This window comes from Paenarthrobacter sp. NPDC089988, from assembly GCF_044748465.1.
Classification (GTDB): Bacteria; Actinomycetota; Actinomycetes; order Actinomycetales; family Micrococcaceae; genus Arthrobacter.
Genome location: NZ_JBIVGD010000006.1, coordinates 182,764 through 205,622, shown reverse-complemented (window position 1 = coordinate 205,622; position 22,859 = coordinate 182,764). Strand labels below are relative to the sequence as shown.

General features: G+C 63.9%; 17 protein-coding genes. 3 read left to right on the top strand and 14 right to left on the bottom strand.

What is annotated here, in order from left to right:
- Nucleotides 1–478 precede the first annotated feature (478 nt).
- From ACIPV6_RS10100 to ACIPV6_RS10090, 3 genes are read right to left on the bottom strand one after another with little or no spacing between them, the layout of a single operon-like run.
- Nucleotides 479–4,129 carry a 1,4-alpha-glucan branching enzyme gene (locus tag ACIPV6_RS10100; RefSeq protein ID WP_400270735.1) on the bottom strand — a complete coding sequence of 1,217 codons (3,651 nt, stop codon included), beginning with the start codon at nt 4,127–4,129 and terminating at the stop codon, nt 479–481.
- A 1-nt stretch (nt 4,130) separates the two neighbouring features.
- Complete coding sequence (gene treS, locus ACIPV6_RS10095) at nt 4,131–5,927, bottom strand: maltose alpha-D-glucosyltransferase (protein ID WP_400270734.1); 1,797 nt, start codon at nt 5,925–5,927, stop codon at nt 4,131–4,133.
- Complete coding sequence (locus ACIPV6_RS10090; RefSeq protein ID WP_400270733.1) at nt 5,928–8,009, bottom strand: alpha-1,4-glucan--maltose-1-phosphate maltosyltransferase; 2,082 nt, start codon at nt 8,007–8,009, stop codon at nt 5,928–5,930.
- Between the two features lie 131 nt (nt 8,010–8,140).
- Here ACIPV6_RS10090 and glgP point away from each other — a divergent pair, with 131 nt between their 5' ends.
- Nucleotides 8,141–10,765: an alpha-glucan family phosphorylase gene (gene glgP / locus ACIPV6_RS10085; protein ID WP_400270732.1), complete on the top strand. Its 2,625-nt coding sequence runs from the start codon at nt 8,141–8,143 to the stop codon at nt 10,763–10,765.
- 62 nt (nt 10,766–10,827) lie between these two features.
- Here the strand turns inward: glgP and ACIPV6_RS10080 are convergent, their stop codons facing one another.
- Genes ACIPV6_RS10080 through glgX form a run of 3 tightly spaced genes read right to left on the bottom strand, consistent with a single transcriptional unit; the run spans nt 10,828 to nt 13,778 of the window.
- Nucleotides 10,828–11,187, bottom strand: a complete 360-nt coding sequence (locus tag ACIPV6_RS10080; protein WP_400270731.1) for a barstar family protein — start codon at nt 11,185–11,187, stop codon at nt 10,828–10,830.
- A gap of 6 nt (nt 11,188–11,193) precedes the next feature.
- Nucleotides 11,194–11,637, bottom strand: coding sequence for a ribonuclease domain-containing protein (locus ACIPV6_RS10075; protein WP_400270730.1), 444 nt, complete (start codon nt 11,635–11,637; stop codon nt 11,194–11,196).
- A gap of 32 nt (nt 11,638–11,669) precedes the next feature.
- Nucleotides 11,670–13,778 (bottom strand): glycogen debranching protein GlgX, encoded by a 2,109-nt coding sequence (gene glgX / locus ACIPV6_RS10070; RefSeq protein ID WP_400270729.1) that lies wholly within the window; start codon nt 13,776–13,778, stop codon nt 11,670–11,672.
- Between the two features lie 123 nt (nt 13,779–13,901).
- Here glgX and ACIPV6_RS10065 point away from each other — a divergent pair, with 123 nt between their 5' ends.
- Nucleotides 13,902–14,711: a carbon-nitrogen hydrolase family protein gene (locus tag ACIPV6_RS10065; RefSeq protein ID WP_400270741.1), complete on the top strand. Its 810-nt coding sequence runs from the start codon at nt 13,902–13,904 to the stop codon at nt 14,709–14,711.
- 372 nt (nt 14,712–15,083) lie between these two features.
- Here ACIPV6_RS10065 and rlmB read toward each other — a convergent pair whose 3' ends face one another.
- The 6 genes from rlmB to ACIPV6_RS10035 all read right to left on the bottom strand — a co-directional run bounded on the left by rlmB (nt 15,084) and on the right by ACIPV6_RS10035 (nt 19,853).
- A complete protein-coding gene (rlmB, locus tag ACIPV6_RS10060) occupies nt 15,084–16,073 on the bottom strand; it encodes a 23S rRNA (guanosine(2251)-2'-O)-methyltransferase RlmB (RefSeq protein ID WP_400270728.1) in 990 nt (329 codons plus the stop codon).
- Nucleotides 16,074–16,152: 79 nt separating this feature from the next.
- Nucleotides 16,153–17,622: a cysteine--tRNA ligase gene (gene cysS / locus ACIPV6_RS10055; RefSeq protein ID WP_400270727.1), complete on the bottom strand. Its 1,470-nt coding sequence runs from the start codon at nt 17,620–17,622 to the stop codon at nt 16,153–16,155.
- Nucleotides 17,623–17,657: 35 nt separating this feature from the next.
- Nucleotides 17,658–18,011 (bottom strand): hypothetical protein, encoded by a 354-nt coding sequence (locus tag ACIPV6_RS10050; RefSeq protein ID WP_400270726.1) that lies wholly within the window; start codon nt 18,009–18,011, stop codon nt 17,658–17,660.
- A complete protein-coding gene (ispF, locus tag ACIPV6_RS10045) occupies nt 18,004–18,522 on the bottom strand; it encodes a 2-C-methyl-D-erythritol 2,4-cyclodiphosphate synthase (protein WP_400270725.1) in 519 nt (172 codons plus the stop codon). The genes ACIPV6_RS10050 and ispF overlap by 8 nt, the downstream gene beginning before the upstream one ends.
- Nucleotides 18,522–19,304: a 2-C-methyl-D-erythritol 4-phosphate cytidylyltransferase gene (gene ispD, locus ACIPV6_RS10040; protein ID WP_400270724.1), complete on the bottom strand. Its 783-nt coding sequence runs from the start codon at nt 19,302–19,304 to the stop codon at nt 18,522–18,524. The genes ispF and ispD overlap by 1 nt, the downstream gene beginning before the upstream one ends.
- Before the next feature lie 66 nt (nt 19,305–19,370).
- Nucleotides 19,371–19,853: a CarD family transcriptional regulator gene (locus tag ACIPV6_RS10035; RefSeq protein ID WP_009357288.1), complete on the bottom strand. Its 483-nt coding sequence runs from the start codon at nt 19,851–19,853 to the stop codon at nt 19,371–19,373.
- 293 nt (nt 19,854–20,146) lie between these two features.
- On the opposite strand from ACIPV6_RS10035, the gene ACIPV6_RS10030 reads away from it, so the two are divergent.
- Nucleotides 20,147–20,704, top strand: a complete 558-nt coding sequence (locus tag ACIPV6_RS10030) for a hypothetical protein (RefSeq protein WP_400270740.1) — start codon at nt 20,147–20,149, stop codon at nt 20,702–20,704.
- 73 nt (nt 20,705–20,777) lie between these two features.
- Here ACIPV6_RS10030 and ACIPV6_RS10025 read toward each other — a convergent pair whose 3' ends face one another.
- Entirely contained in the window at nt 20,778–21,458 is a 681-nt protein-coding gene (locus ACIPV6_RS10025) for a response regulator transcription factor (protein WP_020608526.1), read from the bottom strand.
- On the bottom strand, nt 21,455–22,735 hold the full coding sequence (locus ACIPV6_RS10020; protein WP_400270739.1) for a sensor histidine kinase: 1,281 nt from the start codon (nt 22,733–22,735) through the stop codon (nt 21,455–21,457). The genes ACIPV6_RS10025 and ACIPV6_RS10020 overlap by 4 nt, the downstream gene beginning before the upstream one ends.
- Between the last annotated feature and the right edge of the window lie 124 nt (nt 22,736–22,859).

Genomic DNA, 22,859 nt, shown 5'->3' with positions numbered 1-22,859 from the left:
AAACACAACCACCCCCACCGGAAATCACGGCAAAAGCAGCTGCAAATCTGAAACCAGCTGAAAACCAAACCACCACACACGGGGGTGCGCAATGATCCAGCAAAAAAATTCAACCAATCAATAAAACAATCGGTATCAACAAACTTGGCACACTATTGAGTTCTCAAACAACAGACACTACCGGCACCACCACCAACCCATAAAGGGCCAAGCAGATCGCTCCGGAGCAACTTTTCAAACTTACCCGCGCGCTTCCTTCGAGTCAAATCGGCGAGCTTGACTTGATTTTTCCTTGCGGTTTCTTGTCAGCTTGCGATCCCTGCTCGAGGAGCAGCGCGGGTACTAACTATACGCCTACTCTTCCCGGATCGCAAAACCGAGGGAGAACGGCCCCCTCGAAGCGAGCGAAAACCGCGGAAACACAAGGAAGAAGGGCCCGGTCTCATTGGGACCGGGCCCTCCTGTCCGCCACAGCAGACTAGTCAGCCAGCGTGAACCACGAGGCGCCGAGCGGCGGAAGTGTTACGGTCAGCGCTGCCGGCTGGCCATCGGTGCCGGGCGAGACAGCCTTCAACGTCCCGGCGTTCACTACACCGGAACCGCCATAGGCTTCGGCGTCGGTGTTGAGCACTTCCTTCCATTCCCCTGCCGACGGAACCCCCAGGATGTACCCCTCGTGCGGGCCGCCGGAGAAGTTCACGGCACAAACCAGTGCCTTGCCGGCACGGTCGTATCGCACAAAGGTCAGCACATTCTTGTCGGCGTCTCCACCATTGATCCACTGGAACCCGGCGGCGTCGTTGTCCTGGCTGTACAGGGCCGGGGTGCCCGCGTAGACCGCATTGATGTCCTTCACCAGCAACTGGAGTCCGCGGTGCGCAGGGATATCGGCGAGGAACCAGTCCAGGCCGTGCTGCTCGGACCACTCTGCTTCCTGCCCAAATTCGGTGCCCATGAAGATGAGTTGCTTGCCGGGGTGCGCCCACTGGTACGCGAAGAAGGCGCGGAGGTTGGCCAACTGTTGCCAACGGTCGCCGGGCATCTTCCTGAGCATGGATCCCTTGCCGTGCACAACCTCGTCATGGCTGATGGGCAGAAGGAAGTTTTCCGAGAACGCGTACACCAGGGAGAACGTGATGGTTCCGTGGTGCCACTTGCGGTTGACCGGGTCTTCGGAGATGTACTTCAGGGAGTCGTGCATCCAGCCCATGTTCCATTTGAGGCCGAACCCAAGTCCCCCGTGGCTGGTGGGAGCCGTGACTCCCGGAAACGCCGTGGACTCTTCGGCAATGGTCACCGCACCGGGGTGCGTCTTATAGACCGTGGCGTTGACTTCCTGCATGAAGGAGATCGCCTCAAGGTTTTCGCGTCCGCCAAACTTGTTGGGCCGCCACTGGCCTTCCTCGCGGGAGTAGTCCAGGTAGATCATGGACGCAACGGCGTCCACCCGCAGCCCGTCGATGTGGAATTCGTCGAGCCAGTAGAGGGCGTTGGCCACCAGGAAGTTGCGTACCTCGCGACGGCCGAAGTCGAAGATCAACGTGCCCCAGTCCGGGTGTTCTCCCAGGGCTGGGTCGGAGTGTTCGTACAGCGCTTCGCCATCGAACTGGGCCAGGGCCCACGAGTCCTTGGGGAAGTGCGCGGGTACCCAGTCCAGGAGCACACCGATGCCCGCTTGGTGGAGTGAATCAACCAGGAACCGGAACTCGTCGGGGTGCCCGAACCTGGACGTCGGCGCGAAGTAGGACGTGACCTGGTAGCCCCAGGATCCGCCGAAGGGGTGCTCGGCCACGGGCATGAATTCCACGTGGGTGAAGCCAAGCCACTTCACGTACTCCACGAGTTCCTTGGCCAGTTCCTTGTAGCCAAGGCCGAGGCGCCAGGAGCCGAGGTGGACTTCGTAGACGCTCATGGGCGAGTTGTGCGGATCGCGCTGGGCACGCGCCGCCATCCATTCCGAGTCCTTGAAGCGGTAGCTGGAGTCAACAACCCGGGATGCAGTCAGCGGCGGGACCTCCGTGCCAAATGCCAGAGGATCGGCTTTCTCCACCCAGTGACCGGAGCGGGTAAGGATCTCGTATTTGTAGCACGCCCCTGCTACAACCCCGGGAATGAAGGCCTCCCAGACACCGGACGAACCCAGGGACCGAAGGGCATGGTTCCGGCCATCCCAGCCGTTGAAGTCGCCCTTGACCCTGACCGCCTGTGCGTTCGGCGCCCACACTGCGAAGGAAACACCGGAGACGTCCCCCAGCGAGGTGCGGTAGTCCTGCAGGTGCGCGCCCAGGACATCCCAGAGCCGCTCGTGCCGGCCCTCACCGATGAGGTGCAGGTCCACTTCACCCACCGTGGGCAGGTAGTGGTACGGGTCATCAATGGTGACCGATTCGGCGTCGTACACCACGTCCAAGCGGTAGTCCGGCACGTGGCCGGCCTGCAGCGGTTCCAAGACCGCTACCCACACACCATTGGATTCGTGCTCCATGGGCGTGCGACCGGCCTCAGTCACCACCGTTACGGACTTGGCGAGGTGCTTCACCGTGCGGATGGTTACGTGGCCATGATCGTCAAGGTGTGCGCCGAGCACCGAGTGCGGCGCGTGGTAGGCACCGGCTGCCACACGGGCCAAGGTCTCGGGGTCAACCGGCATCGGGACCCGGGGCCGTTCGGTGCGTGCAGAGCCAGTCATGTCATTACCTTCCGCTGTAGCCGCAGCGTGCTTGCCGCGGCTCGTTTTGTCGAGGATTTGCCGGGCTGCGTTGACCGGAATGGACAGCCAGTCCGGCCGGTTCCGCAGCTCGTAAACCACCTCGTATAAGGCCTTGTCCAGCCACAATGCCACAAAGAGCGGCGAGCCGCGGTCCACGGTACCGGGGTTGACTTCGGCATAACCGGCAAGGAACGCTTCAGCGCAGTCCTCCACCCAGGCTCCCGGCACCGTGGCATCCGCATTTTCGCGGACGGCGGCACCCGCGGCGTAGTCAAAGGAACGGAGCATTCCCACCACGTCGCGCAGCGGCAGGTCCGGAGTGTTACGTTCTTCGATGGTGCGCAGGGGTTCGCCCTCGAAGTCGAGAATGGCCCACCTGCCCGGCTGTCCTTCCCCGGCCGGAACCCAAAGGATCTGGCCGAGGTGGAGGTCGCCGTGGACGCGCTGCAACTGGCCCACTGCGGTAGTGTCCAGGGCGGACAGCAGCTCATCAAGACTCTGGTCATAAGGCCCGACGGCGGCAGCCGCCTCCGCCCATGACTGGCGGACCCGCCGGGCGAGCGTCGCGATAATGTGGGCTCCCTGACCGCTGCCGTCAATGGCGCCGAAGGTTTCCGAGAGTCGTGCGTGGACAGTTGCCGTGGCAGCACCCAGCCCGCGCGCTTCAGCCGTGAAGTCGGTTCCGGAGGCAGCAGCCTCAACCGCCAGGCGCCACGCGTCCTGGCCACCGTGCAGGAACTCGTGGGCAACGGTGAGCTCACCCGTGGATGGATCATCCGCCGACTCCCAAGAGCCGGTGATCCAGCCGAGCGTGGCGGGCACCTCGCTCGTGCCGGCCGCGGTGAGTGCCGCACCCAGCTCGATTTCCGGATTCTTCCCGGCCGCCAACACACGGAAGATCTTCACGATCGCCGACGACCCGCCGTCGTCCACTATGACGGAGGTGTTGGACTGCTCGCTGGAGAGGACCTTCACGGAGCGGGGGCGCCCAGGCAAGGTAACCCGTCCCTGCGTGAGGTGACCGCGGACAGTGCCCTCCCCTGCCGCGCCGCCTTCGCGCATCAGTTCAAGCCACGACTCAATGAAGGCGCCATCGAAGACGGCATCGTAGACCAGCTGCAGGCCGTGCTCCGGGTCCGTTACCTCGCCAAGCAGGGCCGTAGGCGCCTCGATCAAGGGCTGGCTGCGGAAGCTCAGCGGGACCTGCACCACGTCGGTCCGGGGACCGCCGTCGGCCGTCCTGTACGTCACCCCGAGCAGCAGGACCTCCGAGGCTGGCTTCCCTCCCGGGGCCGGAAGGTGGAAGCCTCCCACGCGCTCCAGCGCAAAGTCGGGATTCTTCACCGGGAACCAGCGTTTGGTGGGCAGCCAGTTCCGGAGAAGGCTTTCAACGGCGGGGTTAAGTGTTCCCTTGCTCATCTCATCCTTTGGTCGACACCACGGGAATCGCCTGCGTAAAGGGCGACGATGGGTTGGAAGACGCAGAGCGCAGCCGCAACCAGTAGAAGTTGTGGCTTCCCAACATGACACTGAGTTGGCCGTTATCGCCCACGGCGGGGAAGGGCTGGCCGCCGAAAATGTCCCGGAATCCCCTGCCCACAAACTCAGGCAGGTCCAGGGAAGCGGCCACTGGATGTTGTGAAAGATTGAAGACGCACAGGATGGTTTCTGCGGTTTCGCCTTCGGCATTGCCCGGCGGAAGTTCCCGGACGTACGCAAGAACCACCTCGTGGTCGGCCTCGATGTGGCGGAAATTGCCCAAGCCGAAGGCGGGGTGGTTCTTGCGGACGCTGAGTATTTGCCGGGTCCACCGGAGCAGCGAACCGGAGTGCGCGGCCTGCGCCTCCACGTTCGCCATCCCGAAGTTGTACACAAGCGACTGGATCACCGGGAGGAAGAGCTTGCCCGGATCCGCACTGGAGAATCCTGCGTTGCGGTCCGGATTCCATTGCATCGGAGTGCGCACGGCATCGCGGTCGTCCAGCCAGATGTTGTCCCCCATTCCGATCTCGTCCCCGTAGTACAGGAAGGGGCTCCCGGGAAGGGACAACAGCAAGGCGTTGATGAGTTCGATTTCGGAGCGTGAGTTGTCCAGCAGTGGTGCCAGCCGCCGTCGGATGCCGATGTTGGCCCGCATGCGGGGGTCGGGCGCGTACCAGCCGAGCATCGCGGCCCGTTCGTCCGCAGGCACCATCTCCAGGGTCAGCTCGTCGTGGTTGCGCAGGAACGTTCCCCACTGGGCACCCCGGGGGATGTCCGGTGTTTCGCGCAGCGTTTCGATGATCGGCGCAGCCTTCTGGTCCCTCAGCGCGTAGTACAGGCGGGGCATGATCGGAAAGTGGAAGGCCATGTGGCACTCCGGAGCATCCTCGGTCCCGAAGTATTCCACTACCTCGTGCGGCGGCTGGTTCGCTTCGGCGATGATCACCCTGCCCGGATAGCTCGCGTCCACCATCCTGCGCAGCCCTTGGAGGAACTCGTGGGTCTTGGGGAGGTTTTCGCAGTTGGTGCCGTCTTCCTCGAACAGGTACGGCACGGCGTCAGCCCGGAACCCGTCGATGCCCTGGTCCAGCCAGAACCGGATGACGTCGTGCAAGGCCTCCACCACGGCGGGGTTCTCGAAGTTCAGGTCTGGTTGGTGGCTGAAGAAGCGGTGCCAGAAGAACTGGCGCCGAATGGGATCGAAGGTCCAGTTGGATTCCTCGGTGTCCACGAAGATGATGCGCGCATCCTGGTACTTCTCGTCCGTATCGCTCCAGACATAGAAATCACCGTAGGGTCCGGTGGGGTCCTTACGGGATTCCTGGAACCAGGGGTGCTGGTCCGAGGTGTGGTTCAGCGGGAGGTCGATGATCACCCGGACGCCCCGCGCGTGGGCTTCTGCCACGAGCCGCTTGAAGTCGCTGATGGTGCCGAACTCGTCCAGGACAGAGGTGTAATCGGCAATGTCGTAGCCGCCATCACGCAAGGGCGAATGGAAAAACGGCGGCAGCCAGAGGCAGTCAACGCCCAACCACTGGAGGTAATCCAGCTTGTCGATCAGGCCTTGGAAGTCTCCCGAACCGTCGCCGTTGGCATCCGCAAAGGCCCGGACCAGTACTTCGTAGAACACAGCCTTGCGGTACCAGTGGGGATCGTGCTGGAGACCGGGAGCGTTCAGCTCGAAGGTGTTCTTCGGGGTGAAGTACTGGCTCGGGTTTTGCGGAGAGAAACTCACTTAAGGCTGCCTCCGGATGCTGAGTACGTGTGCCGGCTCAACGTGGGCGTCCAGGCGGACGTAGTTGTGCTCGCCCCACGCCCAGCTCTGGCCGCTGATGAGGTCGTCAACCCAGTAGCGGCCATTCTCATCCAGGTCCGCGGGGTCCAGGTGCAACGCTGCAAGATCCAGGGACACTGTGCTCTCGCGGGCGCTGTGCGGATCCACGTTGACCACGATGATCAGCGTGTCCTTGGTGCCGTCCGGGAGGGTCTTGTGCTTGGAGTACACGATCGTGGCATCATCCGTACTCCGGTGCAGGGTCAGGTTCTGCAGGTCGCCCAGTGCCGGGTGGTCCTTGCGGATGGTGTTAAGGCGCGTGATGTACGGGGCCAAGGTGCGTCCCGACTCGGCAGCGCCGTCCCAATCCCTGGCCTTGTACTCGAACTTCTCGTTGTCGATGTACTCCTCGGCGCCCGGCCGGGCCACGTGCTCATACAGCTCGTAGCCTGCGTACACGCCCCAGAGCGGACTGGCCGTCGAAGCGAGCGCGGCGCGGACCTTGAAGGCCGCAGGACCACCGAATTGCAGATACTCGGTGAGGATGTCCGGCGTGTTCACGAAGAAGTTCGGCCGGAAGAACGCGGCGCTTTCGTGGCTGACTTCGTGGAAGTACTCCTCCAGTTCGGTCTTGGTGTTGCGCCACGTGAAGTAGGTGTAGGACTGCTGGAAGCCCGCGCGGCCCAGCGCATGCATCATGGCGGGGCGGGTGAAGGCCTCGGCTAGGAAAACCACCTCGGGGTTCTTCTTGTTGATCTTCCCGATCAGCCATTCCCAGAACCACACCGGCTTGGTGTGCGGATTATCCACGCGGAAAACCTTCACGCCGTGGCTGATCCACAGCTGCACGATCCGCAGGATTTCCTTGGAAATTCCCGCAGGATCGTTATCGAAATTCAGCGGGTAAATATCCTGGTACTTCTTGGGCGGGTTTTCCGCATAAGCGATGGTGCCGTCCACGCGGGTGGTGAACCACTCCGGGTTGGAAGTGACCCAGGGGTGGTCCGGAGCGGCCTGCAGAGCAAGGTCCATGGCCACTTCCAGGCCGAGGTCATTGGCCCGGGCCACGAAAGCGTCAAAGTCCTCAAAGGTTCCCAGCTCCGGGTGGATGGCGTCGTGGCCACCGTCCTTGGAACCGATAGCCCACGGCGAGCCGGGATCCTGCGGTCCCGGGGTCAGCGTGTTGTTGCGGCCCTTGCGGTGCTGGAATCCGATCGGGTGGATCGGAGGCATGTAGATGACATCGAAACCCATCTCCGCAACGGCGTCCAGGCGCTTGGCTGCAGTGCGGAAGTTGCCTGACGTCCACACCCCTGTGGCGTGGTCCAGGACGGCGCCTTCGGAGCGCGGAAAGAACTCATACCAAGCGGCACGGCCGGCGAGGTCCCGTTCAACCTTCAGCGGGAACCGCTCGGAGACCGTTACCAGCTCACGGATCGGGACACGCCCGACGGCGGCCAGCACCTCTGCGCTGAAACCGGCACCAAGGCGCTCCTCGGCAGATTTTGTGGTGTCGGCCAGTGCCACGGAAGCTGCGCGGAAGGTGCGCCTGTCCGCGGCGCTGCGGCCGGCGTCGTCATCTGCCGCTTCAGCCAGGAGCACGGCACCTTCGGCGAGCATCAACTCAACGTCGATTCCCGCGGCCACCTTCACTTCGGCGTTATGGTGCCACGTACCGTAGCGGTCGTGCCAGGCTTCGATGACGAAGGTCCAGGGCCCCGCCGCCGTGGGCGTCAGCAGGCCTTCCCAGCGGTCACGGCCCTTCCACCGTTCCTGCTGGGACGGTTCAAGACGAATCCTCTGGCGCTCTTTGCCGCGGGGATCCAGGAGAACTGCCGAGACGCCCAGTTGGTCGTGTCCTTCGCGGAACACGGTGGCGGCCACCTGGATGTCCTCGCCGGGGAGGGCCTTGGCCGGGAAGCGGCCACCCTCAACCACTGGCTGGACCGCCGTGATGGGGAACCGGCCGAAACGAAGTCCGTCCGTGATGTCCGTTTTGGTCTTGGATTTCAGAGCGGTACTGGTTCGTTGGATATTCGTCACAAGCACGACGTTAGCGACAAAAATCACAGAATGCTAAGCACACGACCTTTCTTCTTGACGCAAGATGTCTTTTACCTAAAAGAAACCCAAACCGGTTCCGGCTGCCATGTGAGTCGGTTAGTGTGGCGCTCGTGAAGGCAATTCGAAGGTTTACAGTCCGTACCGTCCTCCCTGAGTCCATCCGGCCTTTGGCCCGTTTGGCTACCAATCTGCGCTGGTCCTGGCACCGGCCCACCAGGGAGCTTTTTGAGAGCCTCAACCCGGCTCTTTGGGAGGCAGCCCAGCACGACCCCATCGCGCTGCTTGGATCGATCAGCCGCGAGCAACTGCAGGAGCTGGCCAACAACGGCGACGTTGTAAACCGCGTGCAGGAAGCCGCAGCCGACCTGGACCGCTACCTCAGCGAACCGCGTTGGTACCAGGGCCTGGGCGACGATGCACCCAGCCGCATCGCCTACTTCTCACCGGAATTCGGCATCACCGAGGTACTCCCCCAGTACTCCGGCGGCCTCGGCATCCTCGCCGGCGACCACCTCAAGGCCGCATCGGACCTCGGCGTGCCCCTCATCGGCGTCGGCCTTCTCTACCAGGCCGGCTACTTCAAGCAGTCGCTCTCCCGCGACGCCTGGCAGCAGGAAACCTATCCCGTCCTCGACCCGGATGGCCTGCCCCTCACACTGCTCCGCCACCCCGCCAAGGAGGGCGTACCCGGCAAGCCGGTCCAGATTTCCCTCCCGCTGCCCAACGGCCGGGAACTCCACGCGCACGTGTGGCGTGCCGACGTCGGACGCGTTCCGCTGCTGCTGCTCGACTCCAACGTGCCCTCCAACGACGAAGCCGCCCGCGGCATCACCGACCGCCTGTATGGTGGCGGCGGCGACCACCGGCTCCAGCAGGAACTGCTGCTCGGCATGGGCGGCGTGAAGGCGCTGCGCGTGTACCAGGAACTGACCGGCACCCCGGCGCCGGAAGTCTTCCACACCAACGAAGGCCACGCAGGTTTCCTCGGGATCGAACGCATCCAGGAAGCCATGGCGGACGCCAACGATCCGCTCACGTGGGAAGAAGCCCTGGCCGCAGGCCGTGCCTCCACCGTGTTCACCACGCACACTCCCGTTCCCGCCGGCATTGACCGCTTCGAGGCAGTGCAGATCAAGCACTTCTTCGACGCCGGGCTTGCGCCCGATGTGCCCGTGGACCGGATCCTGGAGCTGGGCCGCGAGAATTACGACGGCGGCAACCCTTCCGTCTTCAACATGGCGGTGATGGGGTTGCGCCTGGCGCAGCGCGCAAACGGCGTGGCCAAGCTCCACGGCGTCGTCTCACGCGAAATGTTCTCCGGCCTGTGGCCGGGATTCGACCACTCCGAGGTGCCCATCACCTCAGTGACCAACGGCGTCCATGTTCCCACCTGGGTAGACCCGCGGATCTCCTCCCTGGCCCGTCACCAGTTCGGTGCCGAAGCCGAAGCCCTGGGCCGCTGGGACCTGGCCTACAACGTCAGCGACGAGGACGTGTGGGCGCTCCGCCGCGAACTGCGTGTCCAGCTCATCGAGGACGTGCGTCGCCGCCTGCGCGCCTCGTGGAAGAAACGCGGCGCCGCTGACGCCGAGCTTGGCTGGACCGAGAAGGTGCTGGACCCGGACGTGCTGACCATCGGCTTCGCCCGCCGCGTCCCCACCTACAAGCGGCTCACCCTGATGCTGCGCGACCCCGCCCGCCTGAAAGCCCTGCTGCTGGACCCGAAGCATCCCATCCAGCTGGTCATCGCCGGTAAGTCCCACCCTGCGGACGACGCCGGCAAGAAGATGATCCAGGACCTGGTCCGCTTCACCGACGACCCCGAGGTACGCCACCGGATCGTGTTCCTGCCCAACTACGACATTGCCATGGCCCGCACACTGTTCCCCGGTTGCGACGTCTGGCTCAACAACCCGCTGCGCCCGCTCGAGGCTTGCGGCACCTCCGGCATGAAGGCCGCCATCAACGGCTCGCTCAACCTATCCGTCCTGGACGGCTGGTGGGACGAAATGTACGACGGCGAAAACGGCTGGGCCATCCCCACCGCCAACAACGGGGCATCCGCCGACGAACGCGACGACATCGAGGCAGCCGCGCTTTACGAACTGCTCGAAAACCAGGTGGCACCGCGCTTCTACGGCACCACCGTCTCCCAGGGTGCCGGAGCCGCGGGTCCGTCCGAATCCAGCACGGAGAAGGTCCCCACGCACTGGGTCTCCATGATCAAGCACACCCTGGCACACCTGGGCCCGGCCGTGTCCGCGGAACGCATGCTCCACGACTACGTGAACCTGCTCTACTGCCCCGCCGCCGTTTCCGGACGCCGCGCCAGCGCCGACTCGCACAAGGAAGCCAAGGAACTCGCCGCCTGGACGTCCAAGGTGCGCGGCGCCTGGCCCGGAGTGGTGGTGGAACACGTGGACTCGGTCGGTTTGTCCGAGGAGCCCCAGGTTGGTGACAGCCTGCAGGTCAACGCCTACGTGGCCCTCAACGACCTGGCACCGGAGGATGTCTCCGTGGAGGTAGCCTTCGGCCGCGCCGAGGAAAGCGACGAACTCGACGACGTGGTGGTTGCCGAACTGGACGCCAAGGAAGACCTCGGCAACGGGCGGCACCTTTTCCACGGCTCGCTGGTCATCAACCGCTCGGGTTCCTTCGGCTACACGGTCCGCGTATTCCCGAAGCACTCAGCGCTGGCATCAAAGGCTGAACTTGGGTTGATCGCGAACGCCTAGTAAACACGTTTCTGGCCCGCTGTACCGTTGTTGCGCAACGACGGAACAGCGGGCCAGCGACGTTAATGCTGGAAGACTGCGATGACTGCGAGGTCGCGGCCTGCGTAGCGCTCGGCGTCCTGGAGGATTTCGCAGACCACGGCGAAGGAGCGGTCCGTGCGGTAGGCGGCGGGGACCTGCCAGATCATGGTCACGGGGGTACCGTCGTCGTCCGAGAGCGAGTCGGCGAAGTCGTGCAGCGAATCGTTCAAGGCATCCAGGTTCACGCCGTAGTACTCGGGGAAATCAAGGACCTGGCCGAAGACCTCAAGGACCGCCTGCTTGTTTGCGGCAGGCGGGACCAGGATGGTCCTGCGACCGGCGTCAGAGACTTGCTCCTGCAGTTCCTCGAGCGTCCAGGTGTCTGCTGAGTAGATCTTCATGGGCTCCTACTTGTCCTCGACGATGAACTTGAACGATTCGTAGTGGTCCGGGGTGTAGTATTTCGCCCCGTCCTTGCCCGCGATGATCCGGCGGGCGCCGCGGTCCGACTCCCCGGGCGTCACAACCGTGTACTCCTGATAGAAACCGCTGGCCTTCCTGGGGAGGAGCCCTTCGAAGTTGCCGAAGTTCACGCCATCCCGGTCATAGGGGTACGGCCCGCCCTTGGCTATCAGCACGAGCGTCTGCCGCGCTTCCTTGGGCAACTGTGACGCGTTGATCGCAGGGAGTCCGGAAGGATTCTCCGGTGCGCTAACGGCGGCAGGAGGCGCCGACGTCGTACTTGAGGCGCTGCCGGGTGCCGTAGCTTGCTGTCCGCTCACCATGGCAACCACCAGCACGACGGCGGCAATCACCAAGGCTGCGAATGCAGCCAGCTTGCTCCGCTTCATGTGGAGGACTCCCTTTGATGCCGTTCGGCCGCTCAGGTGCGGTAGATATTGATGGTGTTGGCTTGCAGGATATCCCGCTCGCCGGACGCCACCAGCGCACCCTTGCGGTGATCGTGCAGCACAGAGGTGGTGAAACGGAGTTCGAACATGCGCTTGCCGATCCCGGTTTCGCTGAGGATCTCCGGCAGCACCATCTTGAGGTCCTGGTTGCTCCCGTTCACCGCGATCAACCCACGGACCGTGCTGTTCTCGTTTCCCATGAGGAGTTGGACCGAACGGACGTTGGGATCGTTCCACCGGGCAGGGGTCATCCGTTTGCCCTTGTCGTCAAACCATTGCAAGCTGGCGTCGTTGGCCTTGCCGGGAAAACTTTCAGGCTGCTGCCGAAGGAACCACCGCCGGAGCCGGACCAGTTCACGGGTGGTTTGGAACATCGCGTTTGCCTCGTGGGTGCGGCTCCAGTCGAGCCAGGCAGTGGGGTTGTCCTGGCAGTAGGCGTTGTTGTTGCCCTGCTGGGTACGGCCCAGTTCATCGCCTGCGGTGATCATGGGTACGCCGATGGACAGCAACAGCGTAGCCATGAGGTTGCGGATCGACAGGGCCCGGGCGGCGACGATCGACTCATTCTCGCTGCGGCCCTCGAAGCCGTGGTTGTAGCTGCGGTTGTCGCCGTGCCCGTCACGGTTTTGCTCGCCGTTGGCCTCGTTGTGCTTGCGGTCGTAGCTCACCAGGTCAGTGAGGGTGAAGCCATCGTGCGCGGTGACAAAGTTTACCGACGCCAACCGTGACCTGCCGGACGGGGCAAAGAAGCCCGCAGAGCCGGCCATGATTTCGGCCAGCGCAGCCACCGAGCTTCCTTGTCCGCCGGCCTCGATCGCTGCGCGGTCGGACAACCAGAACTGCCGGACTCCGTCGCGGAAGTGATCGTTCCAGTCGGACCAGCCCTGTGGGAAGCGGCCCGTCTGCCAGCCGCCATAGCCAACGTCCCAGGGCTCAGCGATCAGCTTCACTTCGGAAAGCACAGGGTCTTCGGCTATCGCTTGGAGGAACGGGTGCTTGGGATCGAACTGGTTGCCCGCGTCGCGGCAAAGCGTGACTGCGAGGTCGAACCGGAAGCCGTCCACATGGAATTCGTCCACCCAGTAGCGGAGGGAGTCCAAGGCCAGCTGCACCACCACGGGATCGCTGAAGTCCATGGTGTTTCCGCAACCGGTGGTGTCCAGGTACCGTCCGTGGGCATCGTGGCGGTAGTAGCGCTTCTCCGCCAAGCCACGGAAGCTGATGACCGGTCCGTCGGGTCCAGCCTCGGCCGTGTGGTTGTACACAACGTCCAGGATGACCTCTATGCCGGCGGCATGGAGCAGCTTGACCATGCCCTTGAGCTCGTCCTGCACTGCGTGCGGGCCGGCGTTCCGGGCTGCCTCGGTGGCATAATCCGCATGCGGGGCAAAGAACGCAGCACTGTTGTAGCCCCAATAATTGGTGAGGCCCAGGTCCTGCAGGTGTGCCTCATCCAAGTGGAAGTGGATGGGCAGCAACTGGACGGCGGTGATGCCGAGCTCGGTCAGGTGCTGGATCATCACCGGGTGCGCCATGCCCGCGTAGGTTCCCCTGAGGTGTTCCGGAATCTCAGGGTGCAGCATGGTCTGGCCGCGGACGTGGGCTTCGTAGATCACCGAAGTCCGCATCGGAGTGCGCGGGGCGGCGTCGTCTCCCCAATCGAAACCAGCGGCCATGTGGACGCTGGTCAGGAACTCACCGCGCTGGTCCACGGCGCGGCCATAGGGGTCGAGCAGGAGCGACTGCTCGCCGTCGTCGTCGAAATCCAGTGACGGGACGGACAGCGGCAGTCCGCCCTCCGACGGCGCCGCGCGGAAACCGTACCGCGTTCCCGGAGGCATGCCGCTCACCAGGCCGAAGTGGATGCCGTCCTCGATGTTGGGGAGGGTGTGCACGCGCCAGCCATCGCCGGGCGCCTGATAGGCAATCTCCACGCGCTCCAGGTCCGGCGCAAAGACCGCGACGTTGACATGGGTGTCGCCGGCCGCGCCCAAACCTCCGGGCTGCGGGGTGCTCAGTCCGAGGGGCGTGGGACGCGACGCGTCCAGCGTGGCTGCTGTGTCCAAAATAGGCATAACCATTGCTTGCAAGTTTAGTTCCACGCCAAGTATGTGCCTCTTTGGGGGTCCATGTGACGACACACACGGTGTTTCCCTTGACCGGCTTGCCATACTGAAAACGAAGAGAACTGGAGGTTTCGAATGGTGCGTGTGGCACTGGCCCAAGTCATTACCGGACGGGATGTTGCCGACAACCTGCGGCTCCTGGCGGAGTACGCCCGCCGGGCCAAGGACGGCGGTGCCCAGCTGGTGGTCTTCCCCGAGGCCATGATGCGTGCGTTTGGGAATTCCCTGCTGGATATCGCCGAGCCGCTCGACGGTCCATGGGCCACCAGCGTCCGCGAAATCGCTGCCGAACTCGGGTTGGTAATCGTGGCCGGCATGTTTACGCCCGGCACCGACTCGGATGCCGGTAAGCCCCGCGTTCGGAACACCTTGCTGGCCACCGGTCCGGGCGTGGAAGCCAGCTACGACAAGATCCACCTTTTCGATGCGTTCGGCTTCGCGGAGTCGGACACCGTTGAGGCGGGTAAGGACCCCGTGACGTTCGACGCCGGTGGCCTCACCTTTGGCTTGGCCACGTGCTATGACGTCCGTTTTCCGGCCTTGTTCACGGCCAACGCCCAACGCGGCGCCCTGGTCAACATTGTTTCCGCTTCCTGGGGATCAGGACCGGGGAAGGCCGAGCAATGGCAGCTCCTGGCCAGGGCACGGGCCGTGGACACCACCACGTTCGTCCTGGCCTGCGGCCAAGGCGACCCGGCCACCCAGGGGATCGAAACGAAAGGTTCCGCGCCTACGGGCGTTGGGTACTCCGCCGTCGTATCACCGTTCGGCCAGGTGCTGGAAGCGCTGGAAGGCGAGCCGGGCATGCTCTTCGCAGACCTCGACCCCGCAGTGGTTGACGAGGCCCGGCAAAAGCTCCCGGTCCTGGCCAACCGCCGCGACTTCTAGCGCCCCGCTTTCAACGCTCTCTCACCGAACCGCCCCCTGGGCCGAACGCTCTCTCACCGAACCCCCCCCGGGCCGAACCCTCTCCCACCGAACCGCCCCCTGGGCCGAACCCTCTCCCACCGAACCGCCCCCACCAAAGAGACGGTGCGAGAGCGATCTCCGAAAAGCGCCCAACGGTGAGAGAGGGAACCGAAAAAAGCGCCCAACGGTGAGAGAGCGATGCCCGAAAGGCGCCGCAAGGGCCACCGGAAGCGTGCGTCAAAGCGACGAAGTGGGCCCACACCGTCAGGGTTCCTTGGCCGAGCTTGCGAGGCTAGGGGGACGGTGGGGAGCAGCACGCGGAGGATGGCGCTTGTGGTGCCTGGGTGAGGATTACGAGGCGCGCTGGCGCGATACTTCGTACAGCGAGATTCCGACGGCCATGGACGCATTGAGCGACTCCATGGCCGAGTCGATCGGAATCGAGACGATCTGGTCGCAGTTCTCGCGGACCAGTCGGCTGAGGCCCTTGCCCTCGGAGCCAACCACGATGCACACCGGTTCGGTGGCAACCGTGAGGTCCGGCAGCGATACGTCGCCGTCGCCATCGAGGCCGAGCACGTAGATGCCCATGTTCTTGAACTGCTTGAGGGCATTGTTCAGGTTGGAAGCACGTGCCACGGGAACGCGCACAGCTGCGCCGGCACTGGTCTTCCACGCCGCGGCAGTAACGCCTACCGAACGGCGCTCCGGAACAATCACGCCGTGGCCGCTGAACGCTGAAACGGAGCGGATGATCGCACCGAGGTTGCGGGGGTCGGTGATGCCGTCGAGGGCCACGAAGAGCGGGGCGTTGGCGATGTGCCCCTTCTTCCACTTGGTAATGGTTTCCTCGGCAAGTTCGTAGGCATCCCCGTACTCGTACGGCGGGATCTGCAGTACGAGGCCCTGGTGGACGGCGTCCTCGGTCATGCGGTCCAGCTCGGGCTTGCCTGCTTCGAGCAGCGGGATGCCGCGTTCGGCTGCGAGCTTGAGCGATTCCTTGACGCGGTCATCCATTTCAATCCGGATGGCTACGTGCAGCGCCTTCGCAGGGATGCCGGCGCGCAGGGCTTCGACCACCGAGTTGCGGCCGGTGACGAGTTCCTCGGTGGCACGGCCCTTGGGACCCGTGCTCCGGCGGGGGCCGGCACCGCGGGGTGCGGCACCACGCTTGGCAGCCGAACGCTCCGCAAGCTGCTTGTTCTTGTATGCCTTGTGGTAGACGCGGTCCTCCGCCTTGGGCGTGGGCCCTCTGCCTTCGAGCGCCTTGCGGCCGTGGCCACCGGTTCCGATGGTGGGGCCCTTCTTCTTCTTGACCGACCGGTTACCGTTGTTGGCCATGGGATTCCATCCTTGATGTTGTAATGAGTCTGGAATCAAGTCTACTGACCCAGTGCAATTCGGCGGACGAGCCCTCTTGTCAGTCGCGTTTGAGGCTCCAGGTGGCCCCGTCCGCACCATCTTCGACCACGATGCCCGCCGCGGCGAGCGTGTCGCGGATTGCGTCGGACGCCGCCCAGTCCTTGGCGGCCCGTGCTGCGGCTCGGGCAGCGAGTTGAGCCTCCACCAACACGTCGAGCGCTGCATGTTCGCGGCCTTGCACTGCCTCGGGACGCTTGACGGCGTCCAGGCCAAGGACGCCGGTCATGGCATTCACGCTGTACAAAGCGGCTTTGGCGGCCTCAAGGTCACCGGCCGCCAGTGCGGTATTGCCCGCCCGGACGGTTTCGTGCAGCACGCCGAGTGCCTGCGGAACGTTCAGGTCGTCATCCATGGCAGCAATGAAGGCGGAAGGCATGTGGGCCATCGGCGCCGCCGCATACGCCGTCGGCCCGCCCATATCGTGAGTGACCTTGGCTGCTGCCTTGGTGACGAAGCCGTCAATGCGTTCGACGGCGGCAGCGGCTTCCTGCAGCGACGTGGGTCGGTAGTCCAACACGGAGCGGTAATGGGCTTGTCCCAGGTAGTAGCGGACGACGCGCGGTGAAGCGAGTTCCAGCATCTCGGCCGGGCTCACGGTGTTCCCGATGGACTTGGACATCTTTTCACCCTCGTAGGTGACCATGCCGTTGTGCATCCAGAAATTCGCGAACTCGTCCCCGGCGGCCTGCGACTGGGCCATCTCGTTCTCATGGTGCGGGAAGCGGAGGTCCAGTCCCCCACCATGGATGTCGAAGCGGCTTCCCAGGTACTTGGTAACCATCGCGGAGCACTCAAGGTGCCACCCGGGCCGTCCGGCGCCCCACGGCGAATCCCACTTGGCGGTGGCGGGCTCACCTTCCTTGTAACCCTTCCACAGCGCGAAGTCGCGGGGATCGCGCTTGCCGCGGGGGTCGGCGTCGGGGGCTCCCTGCATGTCATCGATGTTCTGGCGGGTCAGCGAGCCGTACTTGCTCCACGAGCGCACGTCGAAATAGACGTCGCCCGAATCGTCCAGCGCCGGGTACGCGTGCCCACGGTCGATGAGGCGCTGGATCAGCGCGTGCATTTCCGGGATGTGGCCGGTGGCGCGGGGCTCGTAAGTGGGCCGCTGCACGCCGAGCGTTTCGTAGGCCTTCTCGAATTCCTGCTCGTAGCGGTAGGCAAGGGCCCACCATTCCTCGTCCATGCGGGCGCTGGGTTCGGAGAACCAGTCCGGCTCGAACGACTGGGCCGACTTCACCAGGATCTTGTCATCGATATCCGTGACGTTGCGCACCACGGTGACTTTGTGTCCGCGGAACTCCAGCCAGCGGGTCAGCTGGTCGAAGGCGATCGCGGAACGGACATGCCCCACGTGCGGCATGCCTTGGACCGTGGCCCCACAGTAGTACACGCTGGCCTTGCCGGGTTCGAGGGGAACGAAGTCGCGGACTTCGGCGGAGGCGGTGTCATAAAAGCGCAGGGTCACCGCTCCAGATTAGCCGATGACGAACCATGAACCGCCTACTTGCAGTACTCGCCTACCTTGTTGAACTGGACTGTCAGTTGCTGCTGTTGTTCCTGCGTGGCCGCGCCGAGCGAGGAAGCCGCGGCTTTGTCCATGATGGCGGCCATCTCCTTGATCGGGTTGCCAACCTCCGGCGCGAGCTTCTCCGCAATCTCGTGATAATGCGCCGCCAACTGCTTCGATTGCTGCTGCTGGTTGCCGTCCGGCTTGAAAGCATCGTTGTTCAGGAACTCGCAGCTGGCCTTGACGTCCATGGTGGGCGTGCCGCCGCACCCGCCCAGGAGGAGCGCAGCCGCCAGGGCGCCGGTCACGGCCGAAAGGCGTACGACGGCGGAACTCGGCTTAGTCATTCCTCGGAGCTTTCGTTGGGGCCGGGACGGCATACACGAGGGCAGTGGCCACGGCGGAGATTCCTTCGCCACGGCCCGTGAAACCGAGCCCGTCGCTGGTGGTGGCTGTGACGCTGACCGGGGCACCCGCGGCCTCGCTCAGCACCCGCTGGGATTCCTCGCGGCGGGGGCCGAACTTGGGCCGGTTTGCGACGAACTGCACTGCGACGTTGCCGATTTCGAAGCCGGCCGCGCGAACAATCCTGGCGGCCTCGCCGAGGAGGGTCACACCGGAGGCGCCTTTGAACTCGGGGCGATCCGTGCCGAAGTGCGTGCCGAGATCACCGATTCCGCAGGCAGAAAAGAGTGCGTCCGCCGCCGCGTGGGCCACGCAATCGCCGTCGGAATGGCCGGAAAGTCCTTGTTCACCTTCCCAAAAGAGGCCACCAAGCCACAGCGGTTGCGGATCATCGGCGGGCGCGAAAGCGTGCACATCGACACCGATGCCGGTACGGGGAAGAACGGGCGCCATCAGCCTTCCACCCAACGCATGCCCAAGGGACCTTCCAACAGGCCTTCAGCGATGATCAGGTCCAGCGGCGTAGTGATCTTCAGCGACTGACTGGCGCCACGGACGGCATGCACCGGGACACCCAGGAGTTCTACCAGCATGGCGTCGTCGGTGACGGCGGCGGACTGCTTGTCGTCAAAGAGACCGGCGGCATCGTGGGCGCGCCGCAGCGTTGCCAACTCAAAACCCTGGGGAGTCTGCACGGCCCTGAGTTGTTCGCGCGGTGCTGTTCCGGTCACAATTTCGGGCGCGATCCTGGCATCTCCATCGTCCGTGACCGAGACTGTCTTGATGGTGTCCACCACGGGCATGGCCGGGATGACTGCCTTGGCACCGGAGGCGAGGGCGTCGGCCACCCGCTGGAAGACCCGTTCCGGAGTGAGCGCACGGGCGGCGTCGTGGACCAGGACACATTCAGTGCCGTCCTCCAACGCAGCCAGGGCGGCCCGGACGGAATCCGCGCGGGTGGAACCGCCGTCGACGACTGTGACTTCGGGGCCACCGTCAACCAGCTCCACCGTGAATTCCGCAATCAATTCCCGGAGTTCTGTGTCTCCCTTGGGCACGGCAATGCAGATCTGCCGGGCAACATCCGAAGCCACCACACCACGCAAGGCGTGCATCAGGATGGCTTCACCGCCCAAGGGCACCAGGGCCTTGGGCATGCCGTAGCCCAGGCGCTCCCCTGAACCTGCCGCAACAACAATGACGGCTGTGACCGAGCGCTTCGAAGGTTGAGTCATGATCACAAGGGTACTTCGTGGCAAAAAGAAACCCGGCGGCGCTTTCGCACCACCGGGCATCAATTCTTAGGAAGCCAAGACCTCGTCGAGAACGCTTGCTGCTTTCTCTTCGTCTGTCTTTTCAGCCAGGGCCAGTTCTGAAATCAGAATCTGCCGCGCCTTGGCCAGCATGCGCTTCTCACCTGCGGAAAGGCCGCGATCGTGATCACGGCGCCAAAGATCGCGAACGACCTCTGCCACCTTGATGACATCGCCCGAAGCAAGCTTCTCCAGGTTTGCCTTGTAACGACGCGACCAGTTGGTGGGCTCTTCCGTGAACTCGGCGCGGAGAACGTCAAATACGTGCTCCAAACCGTCCTTGCCCACTACGTCCCGGACCCCAACAAGGTCAACGTTCTCTGCTGGAACTTCAATGGTCAGATCACCCTGAGCCACCTTGAGCTTGAGATACATCTTCTCTTCGCCCTTGATGGTGCGCATCTTGATTTCCTCAATTTTCGCTGCACCGTGGTGAGGGTAAACTACTGTCTCGCCGACCTCAAAAACCATGTGGACTTTCCCCTTTCCCGCAGACTAGTCTATCACGATTAAGGCATACGACTGGCACCGGACGGCCCCTGCACCCGCGCAAATAAAGGGAAAGAGGCCTCAAAGGGTCACAAACCACCCCTTGACGAAAACCCTGAAAGATGCATTAGTCAATCAAAGTGAGCCTCAGGTCCGGCCGGTCGCAGCTCGCCACAATGCCCTCCCGAATCCTCGTTTCGGGCTGTTTGCCGATAGGCTATGGCTGAAAACTTTCCAATGACTCTTGAGGAGTAGGTGTCGTGCGCTTTCCTGCGATGAACACTGTCCAGCGCGGCAAGCTGGCTATGGCGGCCGCTGCGATCGGCGTCGGCGTTCTGTCCGTAACCGGTTGCGGCTTCGTCAACGCCCAGCAGACGTCGCACCAGTACTCGGCATCGGACGGGGTCAAGGCTGACCTCGGCAAGCTGCAGCTCCGCAACATCCTGATCGTCGCCAACGGCGAGAACCAGCCGGGCCGCGTTATCGGCGCCGTGTTCAACCAAGGCACCTCCGACGCCACGCTGACCATCAGCGGCGCCAACGGCTCGCAGACCGAGATTCCGGTCAAGGCAGGTTCCGAAACCTACCTGAACGACCAGGCTGACGCCGCCATCCTCAGCTCCGCAGGCACCCAGCCCGGCGGCCTGACTCCAGTGACCATCCGCAGCGGTTCCGACTCCAGCACCATCAACGTTCCCGTAGTCGACGGCACGCTTCCCGAGTACCAGAAGTACCTGCCCACCCCCAGCGGGTCGGCAAGCCCCACTGGCTCGGCAACGTCCACGGCCACTCCGACTGCTACTTCCACCGAATCCGCAGCAGCCGGCCACTAAGGGTCACAAGCCACATAACAAAGGAAGGGTTCCGCTTTTCAGCGGAACCCTTCCTTTGTTCTATCGGGGTCTGTTACGGCTCGAACTTGTAGCCCAGGCCGCGGACCGTAACCAGGTACCGCGGCGCGGACGGGTCCGGCTCGATCTTGCTGCGCAGGCGCTTGACGTGGACGTCCAGGGTCTTGGTGTCACCCACGTAGTCGGAACCCCACACGCGGTCGATCAGCTGCCCACGCGTCAGCACGCGGCCGGAGTTGCGCAGCAGCATTTCAAGGAGCTCGAACTCCTTGAGCGGCAGCGAGACCTGCTCGCCGTTGACGCTGACCACGTGGCGTTCAATGTCCATGCGGACCGGGCCGGCCTGGACGGTTGAAGTGATCAGCTCTTCCGGCTCTCCCTGCCGGCGCAGCACTGCCCGCACGCGTGCCACGAGCTCGCGGGAAGAGTAGGGCTTGGTCACGTAGTCGTCGGCACCGAGCTCGAGGCCCACCACCTTGTCGATCTCCGAATCCTTGGCGGTCAGCATGATCACCGGGACGCTGGAGCGCTGGCGCAGCTGGCGGCACACTTCGGTGCCCGGCGTCCCCGGGAGCTGGAGGTCCAGCAGCACCAGGTCGGCACCGTTGCGGTCGAACTCCACCAGGGCGTCGCTGCCGTTATCCACCACTTCAACGTCAAAACCCTCTTTGCCCAGAAGGTAGGACAGGGGGTCGCTGAAGGACTCCTCGTCCTCCACAATCAAAATCCGGCTCAAGCGCTGGCTCCTTGCTCTTGGGCGCCTGTGGCGCCCGCTTGTTGACGTGCGCGAGCTTGTTGGGTCGCGCTTTGGGGTTCGACGGCGGCAGCTGCGGCCACCGGCAGTCCGGGAGAGGCGTCCGCGGTGGCAGCGGAAGGCGGCAGGGCGTCGTCGTCCTGGCCTTCCATCTCCGGCAGGCGGATGGTGAAGGTGGAGCCCTGGCCCGGCTGGGACCAAACGGTCACCTCGCCGCCATGGTTGGACACTACGTGCTTGACGATGCTCAAGCCCAAGCCGGTACCGCCCGTGTGCCTGGAGCGCGCAGCGTCCACCCGGTAAAAGCGCTCGAAAACGCGTTCCTGGTCCTCCGGGGTGAGGCCTTCGCCCTGGTCCGTGACGGAGATGGCAACCACGCCTTCCCTCGTCCGGACACCCACGCCCACGCGGGTGTTCTCCGGGGAATACCGGATGGCGTTGTCGATCAGGTTGCGGAGCGCTGTCACCAGGAGGTCGCGGTCGCCGAAGACCAACGATTCGGAGTGGCCGCCCACCACCATCTGGATGTTCTTGCTCTCGGCGGGCAGCTGGGAGCGGTCAACGGCCTCGGTGATCACGGCGTTAATGTCCACGGCGTGGCCTTGCTGTGCCACGTTGGCGCCTTGCAGGCGGGACAGTTCGATGATGTCCTGCACCAGGGCGGCGAGGCGGCCCGATTCCTTGTGCATGCGCTTGGCAAAGCGGCGTACGGCGTCTTCGTCATCCGGGGAGGCCTCCAAAGCCTCGGCCAGGAGCGAAATGGCGCCCACGGGGGTCTTCAGTTCGTGGGAGACGTTGGCCACGAAGTCGTTGCGGATCTCTTCGGTGCGGGTGATTTCCGTGCGGTCGTCGGCGAGCAGCACGATGTATTCCTGGCCGAGCATCGCTGCCCGGACCTGGACCACGATCGCTCCCTTGCCCAGGGGACCCCGCGGAAGTTCGTACTGGTCCTCCAGGATCACGCCATCGCGGCGGACCTTGGCGGTCATGTCCAGGAGTTGCTTGTGGACCACCGTGTGCCCGCGGACAAGGCCGTACGCGTACGCCGCGGGACTGGCCCGGACCACGCCGTCGATTGCGTCCACCACGACGAAAGCGCGGCCTACCACAGAGAGCACCTCGGCCGCTCCCTCGGGAAGCAGCGGTTCGGTGACATCCAGGTCAACAATCCTGCGCTGCCGTTCACTGATCCTGAATGCGAGCATGCCGAAGACGCCCAAAGACAGGCCAACCAGGCCTGCAATGACACCTATAAGCAACGGATCCACCTGTCCAGCTTATGCTGTGAAAACACGGCAAAGCATGGATCCTGCGCCAAACGCGGACGGTTCAACTAACGTTCACCTAAAGGTGCGCAACAGTTCATGGCCGACTGCCAGTGTT